Source organism: Mesorhizobium captivum, assembly GCF_033977165.1.
Lineage (GTDB): Bacteria > Pseudomonadota > Alphaproteobacteria > Rhizobiales > Rhizobiaceae > Mesorhizobium > Mesorhizobium captivum.
In genome coordinates, this window is record NZ_JAVIJB010000070.1 from 1 (window position 1) to 20,445 (window position 20,445).

Below are 20,445 nucleotides of genomic sequence, written 5' to 3' on the forward strand. Positions count from 1 at the left end.
TGTCGACCCACAGATGCGAGAACTGGCCGAAGCGCGACATCAGCACCTTATCGCCGGGGCTGAGCACGTTGGTCATCGCCGCCTCCCAGGCGCCGGTGCCCGACGAGGGATAGATGAAGACGCGGCCGGTCTCGTTCTTGAACACCCGCTTGATGTCCTCGAACAGCGGCAACGTCAGATTGGGAAAGGAGGCGGCGCGCATGTCCTCCATCGGCAGGTTCATGGCCTGCCGGACCTCTTCGGGAATGTTGGTGGGTCCTGGGATGAAAAGATGGGTGAACCCAGCCATGCGCGAAATTCCTCCGCTCGTTTGATGATGGAGGAAGTTTCGTTGCGAGGGCGCCGGGCAGCAACACCTTGCCGGGTAAGTTGTCGCCGCGCCCGGGTAGGGCAGACCTACCCGAGCTGCCTACCCGATAGGCGGTTTGGAGGTGCGGCGCTTCTCGTTCGCATAGAGCGCGACAGCCATGGCGCGGTTGCGCACGTCAAGCTTGTCGTAGAGATTCTTGAGGTGGTACTTCACCGTGTTCTCCGAGATCCCGGTCCGGGTCGCGATCTGGAGATTGGTCCAGCCATCGGACAGCACCGCAAGCAGCTCGCGCTCGCGCACGGTGAGCTGCGAGAGCGGCGTGTCGTTGACCTTGTTGATGTCGATATAGGGGATGCAGATCCGCCCGTGCGCGACCGCCAGGATCGTCTCGAAGATGATCGGCGGATCGTCGAACTGGAAGCAGTAGCCCTGGGCGCCGAGCCGCACGCACTGCTTCAGGATGCCGATGTCGTGGTCGTTGGAAAAGACCGTGATGCGCAGGTCGAGCTTGCGGTTCTGGACTTCCGCCAGGATGTCGGCGCCGTCCATGTCGGCGAGCTTCCAGCCGATAATGGCGACGTCGAATTTGGTGCTCGCCGCCAGTTCGAGGAATTGCTTGCCGCTCTGCACCGAACTCAAGAGCTCGAAACGGCCGTCGCATTCCAGCATCTCACGCAGCGCCGACACAACGAGCGGATTGCGCTCGGCCACGACAACGCGTACGCGCCTCGAGCCAACTGCTTCGTTCGTTTTCCGGGACTTGAGGTTCAAGGCCTGCCGATTGTCCTGTCGATCTTTATGCAGTTGCCGGTCCCCGTGGACCTGCGTCATGACAATTCTGCCCCAATCGCCAAGGGGCGCTCTTTCCGCAGCGACATGCGCTGTCGCGCCGGCTGAAGCCGGCAATTGCTCTGTTGTCAGGTCGCGCCGAAGGCGTCGCGGAGAATATTTCGCTGAATATTCCGTATGCTAGAGCAACGATTTCGCAAGACGAATCGCGTGACGGCCCTATCTGCCGCATTGGCATCGGATTTTCCCGAAATGCGGTTTCCACTTTCGGGAATCATGTTCTAGACCTGATTTCGCACCCTTTCCGGATTCCTGTTGGCTGGAGGCGCTGGTGGAAGGCCAGGACACAGAAACGACCGGCGCCAGGGCCGCCGAGGAACACCACGCCGACATCTATGGCGAGGACGGCGCCGTCCGTTCCTCCTTCCTTGCCCAGATCGGCGCGGCGATCGCCGACCGCGATACGCTCACCCTCAAGCGCGAAGTCGACGACCTGCACCAGTCGGAACTGGGCGACCTCATCGAGGCGCTGCACCCCGAACAGCGCCGGGCCCTGGTCGAGCTGCTCGGTTCCGATTTCGACTTCTCCGCGCTGACCGAGGTCGACGAGGCGATCCGCCTCGACATCGTCGACAACCTGCCCAACGCGCAGATCGCGCAGGCGGTGCAGGAACTCGATTCCGACGACGCCGTCTACATCCTCGAGGATCTCGACCGGGAAGACCAGGAAGAGATACTCTCGCAACTGCCCTTCACCGAACGCATCAGGCTGAGGCGCTCGCTCGACTATCCGGAAGAGACAGCCGGCCGGCGCATGCAGACGGAGTTCGTTGCCGTGCCGCCGTTCTGGACGATCGGCCAGACCATCGACTACATGCGCGAGGACAAGAACCTTCCCGACCGCTTCAGCCAGATCTTCGTCATCGACCCGAGCTTCAAGCTGCTCGGCGCCATAGACCTCGACCAGATCCTGCGCACCAAGCGCGCGGTGAAGGTCGAGGACGTGATGCATGAGACGCGGCACGCCATCCCGGCCACCATGGACCAGGAAGAGGCGGCGCGGGAGTTCGAGCAGTACGACCTGCTCTCGGCCGCGGTGGTCGACGAGAACGACCGGCTGGTCGGCGTGCTCACCATCGACGACGTAGTCGACGTCATCCAGCAGGAAGCGGAGGAAGACCTTCTGCGCATGGGCGGCGTCGGCGACGAAGAGCTCTCCGATACCGTGCTGGCGACCTCGCGTTCGCGTGTGCCCTGGCTTCTCGTCAATCTCGTCACGGCATTCCTGGCGGCATCGGTGATCGGCCTGTTCGACCGCACGATCGAGCACATCGTGGCGCTCGCGGTGCTGATGCCGATCGTGGCCGGCATGGGTGGCAATGCCGGCTCACAGACCATGACCGTCACCGTGCGGGCGCTGGCGACAAGGGATCTCGACATCTACAACGCCGCCCGCATCATCCGCCGCGAGCTGGGCGTCGGCTTCATCAACGGCATGGTGTTTGCGGTGCTGATCGGGACGGTCGCCGGGCTCTGGTTCCACGACCCCAACCTGGGCGGCATCATCGCGGCCGCAATGATCATCAACATGTTCGCCGCGGCACTGGCCGGAATTCTCATCCCACTGGTGCTCGACCGCTTCAAGATCGATCCGGCGGTGGCCTCGGCCGTCTTCGTCACCACGGTCACCGATGTCGTCGGCTTTTTTGCCTTCCTTGGGCTGGCCACCTGGTGGTTCAGCATTCGCTAAAACAGTAGGTCGCCGTCAATTGACTTTTACGTAAATGCCGTGCGACGTTGCCGCCGGGGTCATGTGCCGATTCCGGCATAGATGGGGTTTGATCGGAGAAAGGGCGACGCTTCTGCGTGGCGATGCCTGGACGTTGGGCGTGGGAGCGAGAATGCGGGAATATTACACGATCACCGAGCTGACGCGCGAGTTCGACGTGTCGACGCGGACGCTGCGGTTCTACGAGGACGAAGGGCTGGTGCAGCCGATAAGGCGCGGCCGCACACGGCTGTTTCGCCCGTCCGACCGGCATCTCATCCGTCAGATCATGCGCGGAAAGCGCCTTGGCTTCTCGATCGCCGAGATCCGCGAAATCATTCAGATGTACAAGGAGCCGCCCGGCGAGGTGGGCCAGCTCAAGCTGATGATCAAGCGCATCGAGGAAAAGCGCGAGGACCTGCGCCAGAAGCGGCGCGATCTCGAGGAGACGCTTGCCGAGCTCGACCAGGCCGAGGAGTCCTGCGTGGAGCGGCTGGCGGAGCTGGGCGTGAATACCTAGCCCGCTGACAGCCGCGAAGCGGCGTCGCGGATGCTTCTGCTAATCGCCGAGGTATGCGGCCTGCTCGCACCCAGCAATCTTCGTTGTGGATGCAGCCTCAAATCCAGCGCCGCACGCGCTTGCAATAGTCGCGGTATTTCTTGCCGAACTTCGCCGCCAGCATTCTTTCCTCCTTCTCGATCGCCAGCTTCTGCGTCGCGAAGGCGGCGAGGAAGGCGAAGAGCAGGAACCAGGCGATGCCGGTTATGAAGGACACGCCGATCAAGAGCAGCGTATTGGCGAGATACATCGGGTTGCGGGTGATGCCGAAGGGTCCTGACGTCACCAGATGGTCGGGCTCGGCATTGGGATTGAGCGTCGTCTTGGCGCGCACCATGGTGCGGATCGCCGTGACCCAGAGCGCGGCGACGCCGAAGAGCGCCACCCAGCCGGCGCCGACCAGGATGTCGCCGAAGATACCGCCGATCCAGGGCAGCGGGTAGAGCATGCCAAGAACGACACTTAGCGCGATCGCCACGACATAGATCACGGGCGGCCAGGGGATGATCCCATGCTTTGGCTGGGTGCCGGTCATTGTTGTCCTCCCTCCATCTTGCTTTCGGTCGCCGCGGTGCAGGTGCTCGCGAGATCCGCAAGATGCGATTTCCAGATCTCGGTCTGGTCGTTGCTGTAGAGCTTGTCGAGAGACCCTTCGCCCTTCAGCGTGTCCAGCATGCAGCCACAATAGCTGGAACAGAACTTCGTGTCCTGCTGCTGCTCGCAGGATGTCTGGCAGGCTTTCAGGAAGCCGGCATCCTTGTCTTGCGGAGGGGCGGGAATAGCCTGCGAAAGCAGCCAGACCGAGCCGAAAAGCACCGGCTGGTGGATGAGGTAGAAGGCGAGGCTGTGCCGGCCGATAAAAACAAGCGGACTGGACCAGCGGCCCGGCATCCAGTTCCCCAGCCGGGCAAGCAGGCCGGAAGCGGAGGCGAGCTTGACGACCGCGATGCCGGCAAGCACCGCGCCGAACCATGGAAACAGCGGCACGTAGTCGTTGGAGCGCGGGTTGGTCGCCGACAGCCCAACCCACCACAGGGCCGGATGGTCGAAGAATTCTGACCGCAGATAGTATGGCGCCGCAATCACGGCCGCTGCGACGATTGCTGTCAGCAGCGCCGGCAACCGCAGGAAGGCAAGGCCGAGCAGGCTCGCCAGCGCGATCTCATGCAGGATGCCGAAGAAGATGAAGCCGTCCGGGGTGGCGATGTAGGTGACGACCGAGATGGCGATCGCCGCTACCGCGACCATGCCAAAACGCTTCCAGAAGCTCGGCCAGCGGACCTGGCGGCCATGCGCAAGGAACAGGCTGACACCGACCAGGAACAGGAAGGTCGAGGCGATGCAGCGCGCATAGAGCTTCCACCAGCCGAAGGCGGTCAGGCCGGGCGCGGTGTAGCCGAAGTTTTCGAGGTCCCAGGTGAAGTGGTAGCTCGCCATGGCGATCAGCGCGATGCCGCGCAGGATATCGATGGCGACGATGCGACTGTGCTTCGGCGCGTCCCGAACGGCTTCGCTCGTCGTCTGAAGGCTCATGATCTCGCATCCGATTCAGTCCTGCCAAACGACTATCACGGTTCGGGCGAACAACAGAGGGTGGATCGGCAGCGGCGATTCCGACGGCACGACAAGCCGCTTAAATGCATGTCAACGCCATGCACCAAAACAAAGGCCTAAAGCGCGTCGCCTGAATCCGTTTCAGCGCGACGCGCTTTAGGCCAGCGGGGGAAAGCCTTTGACCGGCTTCGCTTTTCGGCTTCTCGGAGTCGGTTTCCTGCTACTGGCTGACCGCTGGTCCGGCCAGATTTGGCGAGCGATTCACTTTTCGGAGGGCCGATGTCCACCCATGTGCGCCATCCGATCTGGCTTCCGGCGCTGCGGCCGGCAGACGCGCGCACCTTCGCCTCGCTCTACGCGGTCGAATCCTTCGCCCGCGCCACGATTTCCAGCGTCATCCCGATCCAGGCCTACGAGATCCTGCACAACGAGCAGATCGTCTCTATCCTCTACACAATCGTGTCGCTGCTCGGGCTTTCGGTGACGCTGTTCATGCCGATGCTGATCCGCCGCTTCGCCCGACGTTGGATCTATACGGCCGGCTGCCTGATGCTGGCGCTCGGTTCGGTTTTCTTTGTCACTCACACGCTGCCGGGGCAGTTGGCCGGCATGCTCTGCCGCGTCATGGGCGCGAGCGCGCTGTCGATCACGCTCAACCTCTATATCATGGACCACATCCGCAAGACCGAGTTCATGCAGGCAGAGTCGCTGCGCATGGCGTGGTCGATGTTTGCCTGGACCGGCGGGCCGACGCTCGGCATCTTTCTCTATACGCGCTTCGGCATCTATGCCGCGCATGGCGCGGTCGTGGTCTTCGCGCTGGCGCTGCTCGCGCTGTTCTGGACCTACCGGCTGGGCGACAACCCATCGATCCGCCCCGGCAAGAGCCGGCCGGCCAACCCACTCGCCAATATCGGCCGCTTCATCACGCAGCCGCGGTTGCGGCTTGCCTGGCTGATCGCCTTCGGCCGCTCCTGCTTCTGGACCACCTTCTTCGTCTATGGCCCGCTGTTCATGGTGATCACCGGCGAGGGCAAGCTTGCCGGCGGGCTGCTGGTCTCGGCCGGCAATGCGCTGTTGTTCATGGCGATCTTCTGGGGCAGGGCGGGAAAGCGCTTCGGCGGCCGGCGGACCATGACCTTCGCCTATTTCGCGATGTCGGCCATGCTGATTGCGGCGGGCGGTGTCGGCGCAGCCGCGCCGCTGCTCACCGCCGTCTTCCTGCTTTGCGGCGCGCTCTTCACCATCGCGCTCGACGCGCTGGGTTCCACCGCCTTCATGCGTTCGGTGCGCTCTTACGAAAAGGCGCAGATGGCGGCGGTCTACCGCACCTACCTCGACTTTTCCGAGCTGACGCCGCCGCTCGTCTATTCGGTGGTGCTGACCTTCTTCGGCCTCGGCTCGGTGTTCGTCACGCTCGGCATACTGGCCGCCTTTTGCGGCTTCTTCACCTGGCGCTATCTGCCGAAATCTTTTTGATCAGCGACCGGGCTGGTCTTCCGCATTGTGGCGCTTGCGCGAGAAACCTAAGCTCGGTTCGCCATCGCCAGTGGATTCGCCGGCCGCCGAAGGTGCACCGCATGCCTGCAAGAACGATGTCGCTGACCGAGGAGCTGGTCGCCCGCTGTTTTCGCGCGGTCGAGGACCCAGGGCCCGACCCTGATGCGGAGCATCTCGCGGACAGCGACTATGAAGCGATGCTGGATGTATTCGAGGCTGAGCTTCCCGCGACCGAACCGCTGTGGCTGTTCGGCTATGGCTCGCTGATCTGGAAGCCTGAAATCGAGCATGTCGAGGAGCGCGTCGCTATGGCGCGCGGCTGGCATCGCTCCTTCTGCATGAAGATGACGCGCTGGCGCGGTACCAAACAGAGTCCGGGTCTGATGATGGCGCTGGATCGTGGCGGCCAATGCAAGGGTGTTGCTTTCCGCCTGAACGGTGGCGAGCGCCGGCAGGCGCTGGACAAGCTTTTCCGCCGCGAGATGACGCTGAAGCCGACCAGCTACCACCCCCGCCTCCTGCAGCTTGCAACCGACAAAGGGTCGTTGAAAGCGCTCGCCTTCGTCATCAATCGCAAGGGCACGACCTATGCCGGCCCGCTCGGCGAAGAGGAGGTGGTCGAAAGGCTGGCGACGTCCTGCGGCCATTGGGGTTCGGGCGCCGACTATCTCTACAACACCGTCAAGAATCTCGAAGCGCGCGGCATCCACGACGCCCATTTGTGGCGATTGCAGCAGCTTGTCGCTGAAAGGATTGCCGGCTCCTAGCACGCCACTGCGTGCCGCAATCGCGCTCTGAGGTGGCGGAATTTGGTTTGCCGGGCGCGTCGATTCTGCCTATAGTCGCCGATGTCGTCGGTTCCGTTTTTGGAGCCAAGAGGGAATGCGGTGAGGGTGGACTTTTTTGCCCAAAGCCGTGGCTGCCCCCGCAACTGTGTGCGGTAGTCCTCTCCATAAACCACTGAGGATTTTTCCTCGGGAAGGTGGGGAAGGGCGCGGATCCGCGAGCCAGGAGACCTGCCGGCGACGGGAAAGTTGACTTCGATGCCCTCGGGTGGAGGGCGAAAGGACAAGACATGAATACCGCTTCCGTCTCTCTCGGCGCCTCCGTCTCCTCGCAGTCGCGCATCATGCAGTTGGCCTTGGCCGCGCTGCTCGGCATTTTCGTCGTCGGTTTTGTCGGCTTCTCGCATATCGATGCGGTCCACAACGCTGCCCATGACTATCGCCACTCGATGGCTTTTCCCTGCCACTAAGCTAGGTCCGACATCATGAACCTGTTTCGCAACGTCGTGTTCATCGCGGCGATCGCGGGGCTCGTGGCGGGCATCGTGCTCGCCTGCATGCAGGCCTACGCGACTGTGCCGCTGATCCTCAAGGCGGAAGTCTATGAAAAGGCGGGTGACGGCCATCACCATGACCATGCCGCGACCTCAGACAACTATGCGATGAGCTCGGCTGCTCCGGCGGACAATACGATGAGCAGCGCTGCTCCGGCGCCGACGGAAGCGGCGGCTCCGGCCGAGGACGAGGACTGGGCGCCGGCCGACGGCTTCGAGCGCTTCGCCTTCAACGTCGTCGCCAACGTCGTCACGGGCATAGGCTTCGCGCTAATCCTGGTCGCGGTCTCCGAATTTGCCGGCGGTATCGGCAACTGGCGCCAGGGCGTGTTCTGGGGCCTCGCCGGCTTTGCCGTGTTCACGCTGGCGCCCGGGCTCGGCCTGCCGCCCGAACTGCCGGCAATGCCGGCGGCCGAGCTGCTGCCGCGCCAGATCTGGTGGGTGTCGACAGTGGCGGCAACCGCGATCGGTCTCGGATTGATCGCCTTCCGCAAGTCGCCGCTGGCGATCCTAGCGGTCGTGCTGATCGTTGCGCCGCATATCGTCGGCGCGCCGCAGCCCGACAGCTTCGAGACGGCAATTCCGGAAGGGCTGCATCATCAGTTCGTGGTGGCGGTGACGGTCACCGACCTGGTGTTCTGGCTGGTGCTGGGTGCCGTCGTCGGCGTGGTGCGCGGCCGCTTCACCGGCACGGCGACCAGCCTGCGCGACAGCTTTGCCTGATCGTGCCAAGGGTCGTCTGACCCTCATCATCGGCGGTGCGCGCTCCGGAAAGAGCGCGCATGCCGAAACCCTGGCGACGGCAGGCCCGTCGCCCTGGACCTATATAGCCACAGCGCAGGCCTATGACGACGAGATGCGCGAGCGCATCGCGCTGCATTGCTCGCGTCGCGGCGAAGGCTGGGTCACCGTCGATGCGCCACTCGATCTGGTCGCCGCGATCGAGGCCTTGCCCGAGCACCAGCCGGTGCTGATCGATTGCCTGACATTGTGGCTGACCAATCATGTGCTGGCGGAGCATGACATCGAGGCCGAATGCCGGCGGCTCACGGATATCCTGTCGCGCCCGCGCGGGCCCTGGTTCGTGGTGTCGAACGAAGTCGGGCTCGGCATCGTGCCGGACAATGCGCTGGCGCGCCGGTTCCGTGACGCGGCAGGCCGGCTCAACCAGCAGGTCGCGGCCGTCGCCGACAGCGTGTTGATGATGGTGGCGGGGCTGCCGCTCAAGGTGAAGTGACATGGCTGACGACAACTCCAGCGAAGACAGGGACGCCGAACGCCATCGCGTCAAGATGGCCAAGCGCAAGGCGGTGCAGGATGCCGAGGTGGCGGGCAAGACGATCGAGAAGGGCCTGCTGATCGTCAACACGGGGCCGGGCAAGGGCAAGACCACGGCTGCATTCGGGCTTGCGCTGAGGATGCTCGGCTATGGCAAGCGCATTGGCGTCGTCCAGTTCATCAAGGGCAAATGGCATACCGGCGAGAAGGACGCCTTTGCCGCTTTCGGCGACCGCGTCGTCTGGCATGCGATGGGCGAGGGCTTTACCTGGGAGACGCAGGACCTCAAGCGCGATATCGCCGCCGCCGAAGCCGCCTGGGCCAAGGCGCTCGAGTTGATGGCCGACCCGTCGATCAGCCTCGTGGTGCTCGACGAGCTCAACATCGCGCTGCGCTACGACTATCTCGACCTTGAAAAGGTGGTCGCGGCGCTAAAGGCCCGCCGCGAGGGCCTGCACGTCATCGTTACCGGCCGCAATGCCAAGCCGCTGCTCGTCGAGGCAGCCGACCTCGTCACCGAGATGGGTCTGACCAAGCACCACTTCTCTGCGGGCGTTAAGGCGCAGCAGGGGATCGAATTCTAAGGCGCGTTAGCCGGCAATCAGGATGGTCAGGTAGATCACGATCGCCGACAAGATGCCAAACAGGCCGATCAGCAGTCCGTCGGCGACGCGGTAGAGCTTCAGCGCTTGCCTTATGTCCGTGCTCTCGGCCTCGCGCCGGCCACCTTCGCCCATGAAGGCGTCCTCGACCATCTCGCCGCCATAGCTGCGCGGCCCGGCCAGGGCGAGACCCAGGGCGCCGGCCATGGCGGCTTCCGGCCAGCCGGCATTGGGCGAGCGGTGTTTCCTGGCGTCGCGGCGCATCACTTGCCAGGCGCTGCGAGGATCGGCGCCTTTGACCAGGAAGGCCGCGAGCACGATCAGCAGGCCGGTGAGCCGCGAAGCCGGCAGATTGATCCTGTCATCGAATAGGGCCGCGGCGCGGCCGAAAGCCTCGTGTTTCGGCGTGCGGTGGCCGATCATCGAATCGGCGGTGTTGGCGGCTTTGTAGGCGGCACCTCCCGCCAGCCCGCCGATGCCGGTCCAGAAGGCTGGCGCGACGATGCCGTCGGAGAAATTCTCGGCCAGGCTTTCAATCGCGGCGCGAGCGACGCCTGCCTTGTCGAGCTTGTCGGGGTCGCGGCCGACGATACGCGAAACGGCGATGCGGCCGAGCGTCAGGCCGCCGGTCTCCAGCGCATCGGCGACGTCCTCGACATGCTCGGCAAGGCTCTTCTGCGACAGCAGCGAGGAGCCGAGGATAGCGGCAATGACGAGGCCGGACGGGAAGATCAGCCAGAGCAGAACATGTAGCGTCAGTCCGATGAGGGCCGGCACGAGCACGATGATCAACAAAGCCTGGACGCCGCGGCGGCGACGCAATTCGTCGGAATCGGTGGCGCGGTTGAGACTGCGATCGAGAAAGGATATCAGCCTGCCGATCCAGGTGACGGGATGGCCGATGGCGTTAAATAGCCAGTCCGGATAGCCAAGGGTACGTTCAACGGCAAGTGACAGGAAAGCGATCAGGATCGACATGAAGCTTCTTGATGGAGCGATTGCTGCGGTGGATCACGGCGGATCCCTTGGCCGGGCGAGCGCGCTCTTCCCCCACGCGCCACGGCCTTTCGTCGATCTTTCGACAGGTATCAATCCGCACTCCTACCCGCTTTTCGACGTGGCCGCCACCGCCCTGTCGCGATTGCCGGAATCGGAACGACTGCGCGAATTGGCCGAAATTGCGGCCAGGACCTACGGCGCGCCGTCGGCGGCGCATGTCGCGGCTGCGCCCGGCACGCAGATCCTCCTGCCGCGCGTCGCCTCGCTGGTGAGGCCGGGCAAGGCGCTGGTGCTCGGCCCGACCTATGCAGAGCATGCCAGAGCTGCCGCAATCGCGGGCCATGCGGCGGCGGAGGTGGACGATTTCGATGCCCTGGCGGATGCCGACCTTGCGGTGATGGTCAATCCGAACAATCCGGATGGGCGAGTGGTCGAAAGGGATCGCCTGCTCGACCTTGCCGCGCGGCTTCGCGCCAAGGGCGGCCTGCTGGTCGTCGACGAAGCTTTCATGGATGTCGGGCCAACCGAGCAAAGTCTGGCTGGCGATGTCGGCCAGGGCGGCATCGTGGTGCTGCGCTCCTTCGGCAAGTTCTTCGGGCTCGCCGGTGTGCGGCTCGGCTTCGCGCTGACCGATCGACTGACGGTCGAGCGGCTGGATGCGCAGCTAGGGCCCTGGGCTGTTGCCGGCCCAGCGCTCGAATATGGCATTCGCGGGCTCTCCGACACAGAATGGCAAGCCGCCATGCGCAGGCGTCTCGCTGAAGATGCCGGGCGACTCGACGCTCTGTTCAGCAAGTTTGGCGTGCCGGTCGCCGGCGGCACCACTTTGTTCCGCTATCTGTCTGTCCCTGATGCTACAGGCCTGTTTTCGGCACTTGGCGAGCGCGGCATCCTGCTGCGCCATTTTGCCGGCCGGCCACATATCTTGCGGGCCGGCCTGCCGGGCAGCGAGGCCGAATGGCAGCGCCTCGAAAGCGCGCTTGCGGCCTGGGCCTCGCGGCGCGACGATGCGGTGAAGGAGATCGTGCGATGATCCATGTCTGCCCGCTGTCGAAGATTGAAGAGACCGTGGCGAGGACTGGCGCCGAGCGGCTGCTGTCGCTGCTTGCGGCGGGCACCGAGGTTGTCCGCCCGGCTTCCATCCTGGCGGAAAACCATCTGCATCTTGTCATGCATGACATCGCCGTCGCGCAGGACGGCATGACCATGCCGGGCGAAGAGCATGTGCGCGCGCTTCTCGACTTCGCCTATCGCTGGGACAGGGCCAAGCCGATGGTCGTGCACTGCTATGCCGGCATCAGCCGCTCGACGGCGTCCGCCTATATCATCGCGGCGGCGCTGGCGCCCAAGCGCGACGAGGTGGAACTGGCCAAGACCCTGCGCTTCCTCTCGCCGTCAGCAACGCCCAATTCCCGGCTGATCGCCGTCGCCGACACCTTGCTAGGACGCGACGGCCGCATGATTGCGGCGATCGAAGCGATCGGGCGCGGCGCCGACGCATTTGAAGGGACGCCCTTCGAGCTGGATATACAGGCTTAAAGCAGCCAGTCGGCAAGCTTCGCCTTACGAACATCCCTGACCAGGCTGATAAAGCCGTCGGCCTGATGCTCGGCGGTCAGCCGGCCTTTTTCCGCCGTGGCGATGCTGGCGTCGCCGACCACACCGTTGGCATTGAGGTCGCTGGCGATCCAGGCGAAGGCATGCGTGCCGGTGTGGCGCAGCAGGGCGAATTCCTTTTCGGCGCGGCCGACATTGGAGACGAAATTGTCGGCCTTGCCCATGTCGACGAGATCCGGCCGGAAGTGCAGCATCAGCGAGGTCTCGACATCGCCGCCATGGATGCCGTGGCGGTCCTCGAGCTCCGTATACATGCCGGCTGGACGGCCGAAGCGCTGCCAGCTCGTCTTCACCGCCAGCATTTTTGCGCGCACGCGCAGTTCGCGCGTGATGATGCCCATGATTTCCTCATTGCCGCCATGCGAGTTGACGACGATAAGCTTCCTGACCCCGGCACGCGCGACAGACAGGCCAAGCTCAGTCCAGGCATCGACGAGGGTGGTGGCCGGCAAGGTAAGTGTCCCAGGCGCATGCAGGTGCTCGTTCGACTTGCCGACCGCCTGGATCGGCAGGATGCGGATGTCGAGCTCGTCGGGCAGGCGGGCGATCACCGCCTCCAGCATGCCCATCATGATCGAGGTGTCGGTCGAGACAGGAAGGTGAGGGCCATGCTGCTCGATCGCCGCCACCGGCAGCACGGCGATGGTCGCTTCTGCGTCGATCGAGGCGTATTCGGTCGTCCGGTAGTCGCCCCACCACACACGTCTTGTCGTCACTTTCGTCTCCCGATTGGCCTCATTGGGATGATCTAAGACGCCTGGCGGTCGTGGGCAACCATCAGCCGGCCGCGAGCACCTCCACCTCGACCTTGAATTCCGGGCGAGCGAAGCCGGAGACGATCATAAGCGTCGAGGCCGGCGCCGGATCGGAAAACAGCCGGTTGCGAACGTCCATATAGGCCTGCAAATGCGCGCGATCGGTGACGAAGGCGTTGATGCGCACGACATCGTTCAGCGTCAGTCCGGCTTCACTGAGAATCGCGGCAATGTTCTTGAAGCAGAGCTCCGTTTGCGCGCCGGCATCCTCGGGGACGGTGTCATCCGGGGCTATGCCCAACTGGCCCGAGCACAGGACAATGCGCTTTCCCGCTGGAATTTCAACGCCGTGGCTATAGCGGGCAAAGGGCGGCTTGATCGATTGGGGGGCGAGGTATTTGAGCATGGCATTCTCCTGTCCGCAGGCAGACTAAGGCCGGATTCACGAAACCTTCAAGATGCGGTGCATGCCACCCGGGCGATTGTGGACAGGCGTCCAAAAAATAGGCACGATGACTTCCTTACAGCATGACCCGTCCGGTCTCGGCAATGACTGCCGCGCAAGCAGGCGGCCAAGGCGGTGGCATGTGTCTTGCTTCTTGAACAAATGGTGTCGAGCCCAGCGCGCAGCGCGCCGGAGCCAAGAGAGGGTGATGTTTATGCACGGAAAAGAAAAGATCCTGGCGGGTGCGATCGCGCTGCTTGCTGCCAGCACGCTGGGCGCCGCGGCCAACGAGAAAGTGACCTTCGGCACCAACTGGCTGGCAGAGCCGGAACACGGCGGCTACTACCAGGCGATCGCCGACGGCACCTATGCTGCCTGCGGCCTCGACGTCACCATCATGCAGGGCGGCCCGCAGGTCAGCGGCCGGCCGATGCTGCTTGCCGGCAAGATCGATTTCTACATGGGCGGCAACCTGCTCTCGGCCTTCGATGCCGTGCAGCAGGGCATTCCGATGCGCGTCGTCGCCGCCGATTTCCAGAAGGACCCGCAGGTCATCATGTCCCAACCGGGGCAGGGGCTGGATAAATGGGAGGACCTCAAGAACGCCGACCAGTACATCCTCGGCGACGAGGGCGCGCAGACCTTCTTCCAGTGGATGGTGACTGATCTCGGCTTCGACGCCGCCAAGCGCGTGCCCTATACGTTCAATCCGGCGCCCTTCATCGCCAACAAGAAGTCAATCCAGCAGGGTTATGTGACGTCGGAGCCCTTCGCCGTGCAGAAGCAGGGCGGCTTCGTGCCGAACCAGTTCCTGCTCGCCGACAATGGCTGGGATACTTATGCCACGACCATCGAGGTGATGCAGGACACGATCGACAAACGGCCGGAGGTGGTGCAGTGCTTCGTCGATGGCTCGGCCAAGGGCTGGTACAACTACCTCTATGGCGACAACAAGGCCGCCAACGACATGATCAAGAAGGACAATCCGGACATGACGGATGAGCAGATCGCCTTCTCGATCGAACAGCTGAAGAAGTTCGGCATTGTCGATTCCGGCGATACGGAAAAGCTCGGCATTGGCGCCATGACCGACGCGCGCATCCAGAGCTTCTACGACAAGATGGTCAAAGCCAAGGTCGCGCAGCCGGGCATCGACATCAAGAAGGCCTATACGCTCGCCTTCATCAACAAGGGCGTCGGGCTGGGGCTGAAGAAGTAAGGCGGCCTGCCTGACATGATCCAGGAGAAAGTGGCGCGGAAGCAAGCATCGGGCGAAAGCCCGATGCTGCTTTCGCTGCGCAATGTCGGCAAGGTCTTTTCCAACGGCGTGACGGCGTTGAGCAAGGTCGACCTGGCGATCCGGGAGGGCGATTTCCTCAGCCTGCTCGGTCCCTCGGGCTGCGGCAAGTCAACGGCGCTCAGGCTGATTGCCGGCCTGTCGACGCCGACCTCCGGCCAGCTCGACTGGCGCGGCTCGATCGACCGGGCGAATATCGGCTTCGTTTTCCAGGAGCCGACGCTGCTGCCATGGGCGAGCGTCTTCGATAATGTCTGGCTGCCGCTGAGGCTCAAAGGCGTGTCGCGCGCCAGGGCCGAGCCCGCCGTCATGGAGATGCTGTCGCGCGTCCACCTCACCCGCTTCGAGAACGCGGTGCCGCGCGAGCTTTCCGGCGGCATGAAGATGCGCGTCTCGATCGCGCGGGCCATGGTGACCAGGCCGCGCATCCTTTTGATGGACGAACCCTTCGCCGCGCTCGACGAGATTACCCGCTTCAAGCTCAACAACGACCTTTTGGAGCTTTGGCAGGACGAACGCTTCACCGTCGTCTTCGTCACCCACAGCGTGTTCGAAAGCGTGTTCCTGTCCAGCCGCGTCGTCGTAATGGCGGCACGGCCGGGCCGCGTTTACGGCGAGCTCGCGGTCGATGCGCCCTATCCGCGCGACGAGGCCTTCCGGACCTCGCCCGACTATGCCGCGCTTTGCCGGCAGGCCTCGGACGTGCTGGTCAATGCCATCAACTCAACCGCCGGACCTCATCATGACGGCCACTGAAGACACCGCCCTCAAGCTCGATCCCGAAGAGGCGCGCCGCGTTCGCCAGGAGCGGCTGGAGCGGATCGGCAAATGGGTGCTGCCGCTCGCAATCATGGTGCTCGCGATCTGGCTGTGGGACCGCATCTGCGTCTGGAACGAGATTCCGCAATACATCCTGCCGCGTCCCGGCGTGGTGTTGCAGACGTTGCATGACGATGCCGGCCTGTTGTCCTCGTCTCTGCTGGTGACGCTTCGGATCACCTTCCTCAGCCTGCTGCTTGCCGTCATCGGCGGCGTCGGACTGGCGGTGCTGTTCGCGCAGTCGAAATGGGTGGAGATGTCGTTCTTTCCCTTCGCCATCGTGCTGCAGGTGACGCCGATCGTCGCGATCTTCCCGCTGATCAACATCTACATCAACAACCAGACGACGAAGCTTCTGCTCTGCGCCTGGATCGTTGCTTTCTTCCCGATCCTGTCCAACACAACGCTTGGGCTGAATTCCGTCGACCGCAATCTGCGCGACCTGTTCAAGCTCAACGGCGCGACCCGCTGGCAGCAATTGCGCTATCTGCGCCTGCCGGCGGCGATGCCTTATTTCCTCGGCGGGCTGAAGATCGCTGGCGGCCTGTCACTGATCGGCGCCGTCGTCGCCGAATTCGTCGCCGGCGCGCAAGGGCAATCGTCCGGGCTTGCCTCGCGCATCATCGAGGCCGGATACCGGCTCAACGCTCCCAGGCTGTTCGCGGCGCTGATCCTGATCTCGCTGACCGGCATCCTGATCTTCCTGGTGCTGTCGCTGGTGTCGCATCTCATCCTGCGCCGCTGGCACGAGAGCGCGCTCAAGCAGGAGCGCTAGGGTGGTAGGTCCCGTCACCCAGGAGAGCGGCAATTGATTCCGGACTCAGCATCATACCGCCTCGCCAACGTCCGCCTTCACCGGTCGCTGACGCCTGGCCTTTCCGCAGCCTTCGACAGCGACGGCTTCGCACTCGCCGACATCGCCGTCGCCGACGGCAGGATCGCCAGCATCACCGCGCATGGCAAATCGACAGCCCCGACCGGGGCGATCGACCTCGGCGGCCGCATCGTGCTGCCGTGCTTCGTCGACTGCCACACCCATATCGACAAGGGCCATATCTGGCCGCGCAAGCCTAATCCCGACGGCACTTTCATGGGCGCGCTCAACGCCACCGGCGCCGACCGCGCCGCGCGCTGGAGCGCGGAAGACGTCGCGCGCCGCATGGATTTCTCGCTGCGCTGCGCCTACGCGCATGGCACCAAGGCCCTGCGCACGCATCTCGACAGCGTGCCGCCGCAGGAGGAGATCTCCTGGCCGGTGTTCGAGACGATGCGCGAGACCTGGCGCGGCAGGATCGAACTGCAGGCTGCCTGCCTGCTCGGCATCGAAGGCGTGCGCGACAAGGCCTGGTTCGAACGGCTGGCCAAGCGCGTCGCCGCGGCCAAGGGCGTGCTCGGCGTCGTCACCTACATGGTGCCCGATCTCGAGGAACTGCTCGACCAGGTATTTGCGCAAGCGATCAAGCATGGGCTCGACCTCGATTTCCACGCCGACGAGACCGACGACGTCGCGGCGATCTCCTTGAAGAAGATCGCCGAGGCCTCACTGTGGAACGGTTTTGGCGGCAACATTCTGGTCGGCCATTGCTGCTCGCTCTCGCGCCAGCCGGACCTCGATGTTCTCGACACGCTGGACAAGGTGGCGAAGGCCGGGCTCGCCGTGGTGTCGCTGCCGATGTGCAATCTCTATCTGCAGGACCGGCGCAACGACGGCACGACGCCGCGCTGGCGCGGCGTGACGCTGCTGCACGAGATGAAGGCGCGCGGCATCAAGGCGGCTATCGCTTCCGACAACACGCGCGACCCATTCTATGCCTATGGCGATCTCGACATGCTGGAAGTCTACCGCATGGCGACGCGCATCCTGCATCTCGACCATCCGGTCGGCGACTGGCCGAAGGCGGTGGCGGCGACGCCGGCCGAGGTGATGCGGCTCGATGATGCCGGAACGCTCACCGCCGGAGGCAGCGCCGACTTCATCGTCTTTAAGGGGCGGAGCTGGACCGAATTGCTGTCGCGGCCCGAATCGGACCGCATCGTCGTGCGCGACGGCAGGGCGATCGAGCGTAAGCTGCCCGACTATGCCGAACTCGATGAACTGATGGTGGAATGATGGATATCGCAGCGCTGAAGCGCGACCTCGACGGGCTGAAGATCGACGACCATCCGGCGATCGTCCAGCAGAAGAGCCGCGACTTCTACTGGTACAGCCCGGTGCTCAAGCAGCAACTCGATCATGTCGCCGGCGACCTGATCGTCACGCCGAAGAACGAGGCCGAGGTGATCCGCGTGCTCGCCGCCTGCCACCGGCACGGCGTGCCGGTGACGCCGCGCGGCAGCGGCACCGGCAATTACGGACAGGCGATGCCATTGTCGGGCGGTGTGGTGCTCAACCTCGCCGAGATGAATGAGGTCAAGGCGATCGCACCGGGACGCGTGGTGACTGGGCCAGGAGCGGTGCTGGCCGATATCGACAGAGCGACGCGGGCGCATTCCGCGCAGGAACTGCGCATGTCGCCATCCACCTACAACACGGCCTCTATCGGCGGCTTTGTCGCCGGCGGCTCGGGCGGCGTCGGCTCGATCCGCTGGGGCGGGTTGCGCGATCTCGGCAATGTCATCCGGCTGAGGACCGTGACGATGGAGGCTGAGCCGCGCGTCATGGAACTCACCGGCGAGGACGTGCTCAAGGTCATGCACGCCTACGGCACCAACGGCATCATCACCGAAGTCGAGATGCCGCTGACCGCCTCCTATGACTGGATCGACGTCATAGTTGGCTTCGACGATTTCATGGATGCCGCCGGCTTCGGCAACGACCTCGCCATCCAGGACGGCATATTGGCGAAGCTGATAACGCCGATCGCGGCGCCAATCCCCTACGACTATTTCAGGCGGCACCAGAAATTCTTCCGGCGTGAGCAGAGCATCGTGGTCTGCATGATCGCGCCGCATGCGATGGACGCCTTCATCGCCTTCGTCCGCAGCGGCAAGGGCGAGATCGTCTTCCGCGCAGACCGGGAGGCTGATCTCAAGGGCCTGCCGCCCGCCTATGAGTTGACCTGGAACCACACGACGTTGCGCGCCATCCGCGTCGATCCGACCATCACCTATCTGCAGGCGCGCTACCCGTCGCCGGACCATCTCGCTCACGTCAAGGCGATGGTCGACCGTTTCGGCGACGAGGTGCCGGCGCATCTCGAATTCATCCGCTTCGACGGAGCGATCGGCGCCGCCGGCCTGCCGCTGGTCCGCTTCACCACGGAAGAGCGGCTCGACGAGATCATCCGCATCCACGAGGACAATGGCTGCTGGATCTTCAATCCGCACCGCTACACGCTGGAAGAGGGCGGCATGAAGCGGACCGACGATGTCCAGCTCGCTTTCAAGCGCGAGACCGATCCGCAAGGGTTGCTCAATCCCGGCAAGATGATCGCCTGGGAAAACCCGGACTATGACTACCGCTCGGGCAAGTCGTTCCTGTTCAAGGGGCTGCAAAGAGCGGACTGATGAACGTCCTCGTTCTCTACGCTCATCCGGTGGAGACCAGCTTCAATGCCGGTCTGCACCAGACGATCGTCGCGCGGCTTTCCGCCGCGGGCCATGCGATCGACGATTGCGATCTCTATGCCGAGGATTTCGATCCGCGGATGACGCGCGCCGAGCGGCTTGGCTATCACGACCAGCGTGGGCCGGAGGATTCGGTGGCCGGCTACGTCTGCAGGCTGCGCAAAGCAGAGGCGCTGGTGCTGTCGTTTCCGGTCTGGAACTATGGCTATCCGGCGATCCTGAAAGGCTTTTTCGACCGCGTCTTCCTGCCCGGCGTCTCGTTCAAGCTCATCGACGGCAAGGCGCAGCCGACGCTGCACAACATAAGCAAGCTCGCAGCCGTCACCACCTATGGCGGCAGCCGGTTCCGCGCCATGCTGATGGGCGATCCACCGCGCAAGGTGGTGAAGCGCATGCTGCGAGCCACCATCAAGCCGGGCGCTTCCGTCTCCTATCTCGCGCACTACTCGATGAACCTTTCCACCGACCAGACGCGCAAAGCCTTCATGGCGAAGGTGGCAGCCAGCATGGACGTGTTCTGATGCGCGTGCTGGTGGTCTATTGCCATCCGGTGCCCGAGAGCTATTGCGCCGCGATCCGCGACACCGCCGTCGAGGTGTTGAAGGGGAGAGGCTGGGATGTGCGGTTGCTCGATCTCTATGCCGAGAACTTCAATCCTGTGATGAGCTGCGAGGAGCGGTGCTCCTACAATGACCGCGCGCCGGACGACCCGGCGCTGAGGCCGCATTTCGAGCTTCTGATGTGGGCCGAGGCGATCCTGTTCATCTACCCGACCTGGTGGTACGGCCTGCCGGCGATGCTGAAGGGCTGGTTCGACCGCGTCTGGGCGACCGACATCGCCTTCAAGCTGCCTGCCGGCAAGGGTCGGATCAAGTCGCTGATGACGCATGTGACCAAGGTCGGCGTCATCACCACCTGCGGCGCGCCGACCTGGTGGAGCATCGTCGTCGGCCAGCCGGGGCGCAAGACGATCCTGCGCGGCATGCGCGCGCTCTGCGCCACGCGCTGCCGGACGTTCTTCCTGGCGCACTATCTGATGGATGCTTCAACGCCGAAGAGCAGGGCGGCGTTTCTGGCGAAGGTAAGGGCGAGGTTGGAGAGGTTTTGAGAGCCGGTCTTCCCTTCTCCCCTTGTGGGAGAAGGTGGATCGGCGCGCAGCGCCGGGACGGATGAGGGGTATTCCAGCGGAGTGAGACGTCGGCGTTCCCTGGAACACCCCTCATCCGTCGCCTTCGGCGACACCTTCT

The 20,445-nt window shown here is 63.9% G+C and carries 23 protein-coding genes, 1 pseudogene and 1 riboswitch; of the genes and pseudogenes, 17 read left to right on the plus strand and 7 right to left on the minus strand.

Annotation, left to right across the window (positions count from 1 at the left end; translation table 11 throughout):
- Positions 1–289 (minus strand): annotated as a pseudogene (locus tag RFM40_RS32160) (serine--glyoxylate aminotransferase); the annotation flags it as partial.
- A gap of 120 nt (positions 290–409) precedes the next feature.
- Positions 410–1,081, minus strand: a complete 672-nt coding sequence (locus RFM40_RS32165) for a response regulator transcription factor (protein ID WP_320229894.1) — start codon at positions 1,079–1,081, stop codon at positions 410–412.
- Between the two features lie 349 nt (positions 1,082–1,430).
- On the opposite strand from RFM40_RS32165, the gene mgtE reads away from it, so the two are divergent.
- The gene (gene mgtE / locus RFM40_RS32170) at positions 1,431–2,849 is read left to right on the plus strand and encodes a magnesium transporter (protein WP_320229895.1); all 1,419 of its coding nucleotides are present in this window, start codon (positions 1,431–1,433) and stop codon (positions 2,847–2,849) included.
- A 151-nt stretch (positions 2,850–3,000) separates the two neighbouring features.
- A complete protein-coding gene (locus tag RFM40_RS32175; protein WP_040969921.1) occupies positions 3,001–3,387 on the plus strand; it encodes a MerR family transcriptional regulator in 387 nt (128 codons plus the stop codon).
- Positions 3,388–3,484: 97 nt separating this feature from the next.
- Here RFM40_RS32175 and RFM40_RS32180 read toward each other — a convergent pair whose 3' ends face one another.
- Positions 3,485–3,961 (minus strand): methyltransferase family protein, encoded by a 477-nt coding sequence (locus tag RFM40_RS32180; RefSeq protein ID WP_320278960.1) that lies wholly within the window; start codon positions 3,959–3,961, stop codon positions 3,485–3,487.
- The gene (locus RFM40_RS32185) at positions 3,958–4,959 is read right to left on the minus strand and encodes a heparan-alpha-glucosaminide N-acetyltransferase (protein WP_320229897.1); all 1,002 of its coding nucleotides are present in this window, start codon (positions 4,957–4,959) and stop codon (positions 3,958–3,960) included. The genes RFM40_RS32180 and RFM40_RS32185 overlap by 4 nt, the downstream gene beginning before the upstream one ends.
- A 300-nt stretch (positions 4,960–5,259) precedes the next feature.
- On the opposite strand from RFM40_RS32185, the gene RFM40_RS32190 reads away from it, so the two are divergent.
- The 6 genes from RFM40_RS32190 (at position 5,260) to cobO (ending at position 9,681) form a co-directional block, all read left to right on the plus strand.
- Positions 5,260–6,459 (plus strand): MFS transporter, encoded by a 1,200-nt coding sequence (locus RFM40_RS32190; RefSeq protein WP_320278961.1) that lies wholly within the window; start codon positions 5,260–5,262, stop codon positions 6,457–6,459.
- Between the two features lie 101 nt (positions 6,460–6,560).
- On the plus strand, positions 6,561–7,247 hold the full coding sequence (locus tag RFM40_RS32195; RefSeq protein WP_320278962.1) for a gamma-glutamylcyclotransferase: 687 nt from the start codon (positions 6,561–6,563) through the stop codon (positions 7,245–7,247).
- 71 nt (positions 7,248–7,318) lie between these two features.
- A riboswitch (cobalamin riboswitch) is annotated at positions 7,319–7,518 on the plus strand.
- A 37-nt stretch (positions 7,519–7,555) separates the two neighbouring features.
- On the plus strand, positions 7,556–7,735 hold the full coding sequence (locus tag RFM40_RS32200) for a CbtB domain-containing protein (protein ID WP_095780832.1): 180 nt from the start codon (positions 7,556–7,558) through the stop codon (positions 7,733–7,735).
- Between the two features lie 15 nt (positions 7,736–7,750).
- Positions 7,751–8,542 carry a CbtA family protein gene (locus RFM40_RS32205; protein WP_320278963.1) on the plus strand — a complete coding sequence of 264 codons (792 nt, stop codon included), beginning with the start codon at positions 7,751–7,753 and terminating at the stop codon, positions 8,540–8,542.
- Entirely contained in the window at positions 8,535–9,056 is a 522-nt protein-coding gene (gene cobU / locus RFM40_RS32210) for a bifunctional adenosylcobinamide kinase/adenosylcobinamide-phosphate guanylyltransferase (RefSeq protein ID WP_320278964.1), read from the plus strand. The genes RFM40_RS32205 and cobU overlap by 8 nt, the downstream gene beginning before the upstream one ends.
- Before the next feature lies 1 nt (position 9,057).
- On the plus strand, positions 9,058–9,681 hold the full coding sequence (gene cobO / locus RFM40_RS32215) for a cob(I)yrinic acid a,c-diamide adenosyltransferase (protein ID WP_320229902.1): 624 nt from the start codon (positions 9,058–9,060) through the stop codon (positions 9,679–9,681).
- A gap of 6 nt (positions 9,682–9,687) precedes the next feature.
- Here the strand turns inward: cobO and cbiB are convergent, their stop codons facing one another.
- Positions 9,688–10,677, minus strand: coding sequence for an adenosylcobinamide-phosphate synthase CbiB (gene cbiB, locus RFM40_RS32220; RefSeq protein WP_320229903.1), 990 nt, complete (start codon positions 10,675–10,677; stop codon positions 9,688–9,690).
- Between cbiB and cobD the strand changes: the two genes are divergently transcribed.
- Together cobD and RFM40_RS32230 are read left to right on the plus strand one after the other, a co-directional pair.
- Positions 10,676–11,731 carry a threonine-phosphate decarboxylase CobD gene (gene cobD, locus RFM40_RS32225; RefSeq protein ID WP_320278965.1) on the plus strand — a complete coding sequence of 352 codons (1,056 nt, stop codon included), beginning with the start codon at positions 10,676–10,678 and terminating at the stop codon, positions 11,729–11,731. The two genes, cbiB and cobD, sit on opposite strands and share 2 nt — an antisense overlap.
- The gene (locus tag RFM40_RS32230; protein WP_320229905.1) at positions 11,728–12,237 is read left to right on the plus strand and encodes a tyrosine phosphatase family protein; all 510 of its coding nucleotides are present in this window, start codon (positions 11,728–11,730) and stop codon (positions 12,235–12,237) included. The genes cobD and RFM40_RS32230 overlap by 4 nt, the downstream gene beginning before the upstream one ends.
- Here the strand turns inward: RFM40_RS32230 and RFM40_RS32235 are convergent.
- Together RFM40_RS32235 and RFM40_RS32240 are read right to left on the minus strand one after the other, a co-directional pair.
- Positions 12,234–13,031 (minus strand): creatininase family protein, encoded by a 798-nt coding sequence (locus RFM40_RS32235; RefSeq protein WP_320278966.1) that lies wholly within the window; start codon positions 13,029–13,031, stop codon positions 12,234–12,236. The genes RFM40_RS32230 and RFM40_RS32235 overlap by 4 nt on opposite strands.
- Before the next feature lie 61 nt (positions 13,032–13,092).
- Positions 13,093–13,476, minus strand: coding sequence for a RidA family protein (locus tag RFM40_RS32240; protein ID WP_320229907.1), 384 nt, complete (start codon positions 13,474–13,476; stop codon positions 13,093–13,095).
- Between the two features lie 253 nt (positions 13,477–13,729).
- On the opposite strand from RFM40_RS32240, the gene RFM40_RS32245 reads away from it, so the two are divergent.
- Genes RFM40_RS32245 through RFM40_RS32275 form a run of 7 tightly spaced genes read left to right on the plus strand, consistent with a single transcriptional unit; the run spans position 13,730 to position 20,306 of the window.
- Entirely contained in the window at positions 13,730–14,734 is a 1,005-nt protein-coding gene (locus tag RFM40_RS32245; protein ID WP_320278967.1) for an ABC transporter substrate-binding protein, read from the plus strand.
- 15 nt (positions 14,735–14,749) lie between these two features.
- Positions 14,750–15,568, plus strand: a complete 819-nt coding sequence (locus RFM40_RS32250) for an ABC transporter ATP-binding protein (protein WP_320278968.1) — start codon at positions 14,750–14,752, stop codon at positions 15,566–15,568.
- Entirely contained in the window at positions 15,555–16,406 is an 852-nt protein-coding gene (locus RFM40_RS32255; RefSeq protein WP_126099582.1) for an ABC transporter permease, read from the plus strand. The genes RFM40_RS32250 and RFM40_RS32255 overlap by 14 nt, the downstream gene beginning before the upstream one ends.
- A 33-nt stretch (positions 16,407–16,439) precedes the next feature.
- Positions 16,440–17,741 (plus strand): cytosine deaminase, encoded by a 1,302-nt coding sequence (locus RFM40_RS32260; RefSeq protein ID WP_320229911.1) that lies wholly within the window; start codon positions 16,440–16,442, stop codon positions 17,739–17,741.
- Positions 17,741–19,138 (plus strand): FAD-binding oxidoreductase, encoded by a 1,398-nt coding sequence (locus tag RFM40_RS32265; protein ID WP_320229926.1) that lies wholly within the window; start codon positions 17,741–17,743, stop codon positions 19,136–19,138. The genes RFM40_RS32260 and RFM40_RS32265 overlap by 1 nt, the downstream gene beginning before the upstream one ends.
- A complete protein-coding gene (locus RFM40_RS32270) occupies positions 19,138–19,719 on the plus strand; it encodes an NAD(P)H-dependent oxidoreductase (protein ID WP_320278969.1) in 582 nt (193 codons plus the stop codon). The genes RFM40_RS32265 and RFM40_RS32270 overlap by 1 nt, the downstream gene beginning before the upstream one ends.
- Positions 19,719–20,306: an NAD(P)H-dependent oxidoreductase gene (locus tag RFM40_RS32275; RefSeq protein ID WP_320278970.1), complete on the plus strand. Its 588-nt coding sequence runs from the start codon at positions 19,719–19,721 to the stop codon at positions 20,304–20,306. The genes RFM40_RS32270 and RFM40_RS32275 overlap by 1 nt, the downstream gene beginning before the upstream one ends.
- Positions 20,307–20,445: the final 139 nt, after the last annotated feature.